Below are 3,531 nucleotides of genomic sequence, written 5' to 3' on the forward strand. Positions count from 1 at the left end.
GAGTGCGGGAGGCGGCGGGGCGGGCGGAAGCCGTTGCCGGGCTTGGCGCCGGCGCCTGAGCGTGGGGTTTGGCGGATGGGTTTCGGGGTGCCGCCGGGTTTGGCGGCGGGGCCGCGGCCGGGACGCGGGGTCGGGCGGATGGCCTTCGGGCTGCGGCCGGGGTTGGGGCGCGGGGTGTTGCGGATGGGCTTCGGACGCGCGCCGGGGTTGGGATGCGGCCTTTGCCCAGTGGGCTTCGGACTTCCGCCGGGTTCGGTGCGCGGGTCGGAACGCGGGGTCTGGCGGACCGGCTTCGGACCGTCGCCGGGCAGCGGGTGCGGGGTGCGGCGGCCGATCTTGGCCTGCGGCTTGGTCTCGGGCCGCAGCGCGCGGTAGTGGTCGCCGCCGTCGTCGGTGGGGACGCGGTGGACATAGACCGGCTTGCCGCTGGCGCCGTTCAGGTGGACGGCCGGCTTGTCGCCGCTGACCACGACCACATCCAGGCCCAGGGCCTGCCCGACGGTGTGCAGGATCTCATCGCTGAGCGGGGTCTTGGCGGCCAAGGGCTCGCGGATGGCGTGGTCGATCAGATCGCTGTGCTGCGGCAGGCCCCCGCCGGCGGCCACCTTGTCCTGGGCGAAGGTGGTGAGCTGCGCCATGCCGTGGTTGCCGGTGGCCGAGTAGTGGTCCTGGAGGGCGGCCAGGACTGGCGCCGGGTCCTGGTTCAGGCGGGTGTCGAGCTCGGCGATCGGTTCGCGGGTCGGGTCGGCGAGCGGTTCGCGAGTCGGGTTGGCGGCGGGTCCGGCGGACGGCTGGCGGATCGGGTCGGGGGCCGGTCCGGCGGATGGTTCGCGGGTCGGGTTGGCGGCGGGTCCGGCGGACGGTTCGCGGGTCGGGTCGGCGGCGGGTCCAGGGGACGGTTCGCGGATCGTGTCGGGCGCCTGGCCGGCGGACGGTTCGCGAGTCGGGTCGGCGGCCGGTCCGACCGATGGCTCGCGAGTCGGATCGGCGCTGTGCACTGTGTGCGGGTTCGCGGCGGCCGGACCGAAGCCGTCTATGTGCGGGTTCGAAGACGCCGCCGGCGGGCCGAGGCGATCCAGCACGGCGTTCGCGTCATGCGGGGACAGATCGCTGAGCAGGGTGTTGGAACCGCCGCGGGTGTCAGTGCTCTGGGACTGGACGCTGTCGGCGACGCGGTTGTTCAGCTCGCGGATGTCGGAGGGGTTGGACAGGTCCAGGCCCTGGGCGTGGACGCCGCTCTTGGGCACGCCCTGGCTCAGCGCCGAATCCACCAGCGTGGACACGGTGGTGTCGCCCTCGCCCGGGACCTGCTTGGAGACGTAGTCGTCACCGCCGTTGCCCAGGGCGACGCGGGCCTGTGGCGGTTCGCCGCCGCTGATCGGCTCGCCCACGGTCTGGCGCGGGTCGTAGATCGGGCCGAGGTGTTCGACGGTGCCGTCGGGGCTGACCAGGTGGAAGCCGGTGTCCTCACCGGTTCCGGTGCCGCCGCCGGCCGCCCGGATGGTGCCGTTGGGGCCGGTCTCGACGGTGCCGTGCGGGACGACGATGTTCACGTTGTTGGCGGCTGCCAAGGTCTTGATGTCGTCCAACTGGTCGGGAGGGACGTTCTCCAGGACGACGACGTGGGGGTTGGGCGCGCCCTCGGGGCGGTTCGCCTGGACCTGGTCGATGACCGGGCCGAGCCGTTCGGGCAGCGGCGGGGTGCCGTCTGGGTGGGTGACGTTCGGGTCGCCGTAGTAGACGGTCTGCGTGCCGTCGGTGGCGCCGGGCTGGCGACGGATGTTGAACGAGAGGTCGTCATTGCCGGTCTTGTTGTCTGTGTAGGCGCCGTTCGGACGGACCCAGCTGTCGCCGTTGAGGAAGGTCTCGTTCATATGGGAGTCGTCGAACGGCTCGATCTTGGTGCCGGGGCCGCGGCCCAGGCCGCCCATGCCCGCGCCGAGGGCCCCGCCCATGAGCAGGCTCATGCCGTTGATCGGCGCGCCCTCGATACCGGACATGAGCAGCGAGGTGATCGTGTTGTTCCCGGCCTGGCTCGCCATGTTGACCCACTTCGGCGGGGCCCAGATGAGTTTGCCGGGGTCGGTGATGCCGATTGAGGCGGTCTTGAAGTACTTCGGGACGAACTTCATCAGGGCGCCGTCGATGCCGCCCTGGACGATGCCGCCGGCCACCGCGCTCTCGACGGTGCTCAGCGACAGGGCGCCGTCGAAGCCGGCCCGGTCGCGTTTGATCAGGGTCTGGTAGCCCTGCACCGCCAGGTCGCTGCCCTCGGCCATCGCGGTGCTGGTGGCGACCTTCTCGACCATCTGCGTGAACAGCTTGGGAATGGTGGCGCGCAGCGCGGCGATGCCGGCTTCGGCGACCGCCATCGAGGCGCCGAAGGTCTCCGGGGCGTCGGCGATGGCCTGCATGATCGTCGGCCCCATGATCGCCATGTTGAGGACGGCGGTGCCCTTGGCGTACTCGGCCTGCAGGGCGGCGTCGTAGATCCCGTCGGCCATCGTGCGGGCGCCGTCGGCCATGCCGGGCATGCCGCTGTCGACGACGTCGCGCATGCTGGCGGTGTAGGCGTCCATCGCCGGGCCTGAGCCGGACAGGTTGGCCCGCCGGACGGTGTCGACCATGTTGGAGCCGGTCTGGTCGATGCGCAGCCCGATCCCGCCGACCTGCCGGCTGAACTGGGCGACCTTGTCCTCGTCCACGGCGGGGTACTTTATGCCGAGCAGGTCGAACAGCCAGCGGAACGGGGCGGGGAGATCGAGGCCCATGTCAGAGCTTTGAGTGGGGGGCGGCGGCGTCGGGGGAGGTGAGGCTGGACACGCCCTCGGTGGCCGCGGCGTCGGTGGCCCGGTAGTCGGCCGCCATCTTCTGCATGCCCTGGCTGATGCCGCTGACGCCGTCGCTCGCGCCCCGGACGCTGTCGGCGAGATCGCGGACCCGGGCGACGTGGTTCTCCTGGAAGGCGCGGCTGAACTCGTCGTCGCCGCGCAGCCCGATGTCGCCGTCGAGCAGGCTGTACATCTCGCTGTGGATGGAGTCCATGTCCTGGACGTGGCCCTGGAATTCGCGGCCGTGCTTCTCGAAGTCGTCCGGATCGGCCTGGATGGTCATGCCTGATCTCCTTGGTCCGCCAGGCCCACGTGCCCCTCGCGCAGGAACGCGGAGACGTCGAAGGTGCCGGCCATGATCTGCTCGTAGGGCAGCGCCGCCCCGGCCCGCACCGGCGCCATCAGCTCACTGACATGCTCGGCGTACTCGGCGCGCGCCGCGGTGACGGTGTCCAGCACCAGCTTCGAGAGCTGGGCCGGCGCCATGTCGCGGTAGGCGGTGGTGTGGAAGGTGAGCTCGGTCAGCGCCCCGCCGGTGCCCAGGCCCACGGACAGCGAGCGGTCGCGTGAGCGCGTGCTGACGGTGAGCTCGGCCATGCGCTGTTGGGCGTCGGCGATGGCGGTCATGCGGCGCTCGGAGTCGGCGACCAGCGCGGCGATCTTCGCACGGTCGAAGGCCAGACCGGGGTGGCTGGCGGGG

Annotated in this window: 3 protein-coding genes; all 3 read right to left on the minus strand. The window is 71.8% G+C overall.

Features of this window, described 5'->3' with window-relative positions; all coding sequences use genetic code 11:
- Positions 1–2,771: WXG100-like domain-containing protein (locus tag IZR01_RS48635; RefSeq protein WP_499698315.1), on the minus strand; the 2,771-nt coding region annotated here is incomplete at its 3' end.
- Between the two features lies 1 nt (position 2,772).
- On the minus strand, positions 2,773–3,114 hold the full coding sequence (locus IZR01_RS48640) for a WXG100 family type VII secretion target (protein WP_194899947.1): 342 nt from the start codon (positions 3,112–3,114) through the stop codon (positions 2,773–2,775).
- Positions 3,111–3,531: YbaB/EbfC family nucleoid-associated protein (locus tag IZR01_RS48645; RefSeq protein ID WP_194927831.1), on the minus strand; the 421-nt coding region annotated here is incomplete at its 5' end. The genes IZR01_RS48640 and IZR01_RS48645, both read right to left, overlap by 4 nt.

Origin of the sequence: Catenulispora pinisilvae, from assembly GCF_015356865.1 — a bacterium.
Taxonomy (GTDB): domain Bacteria; phylum Actinomycetota; class Actinomycetes; order Streptomycetales; family Catenulisporaceae; genus Catenulispora; species Catenulispora pinisilvae.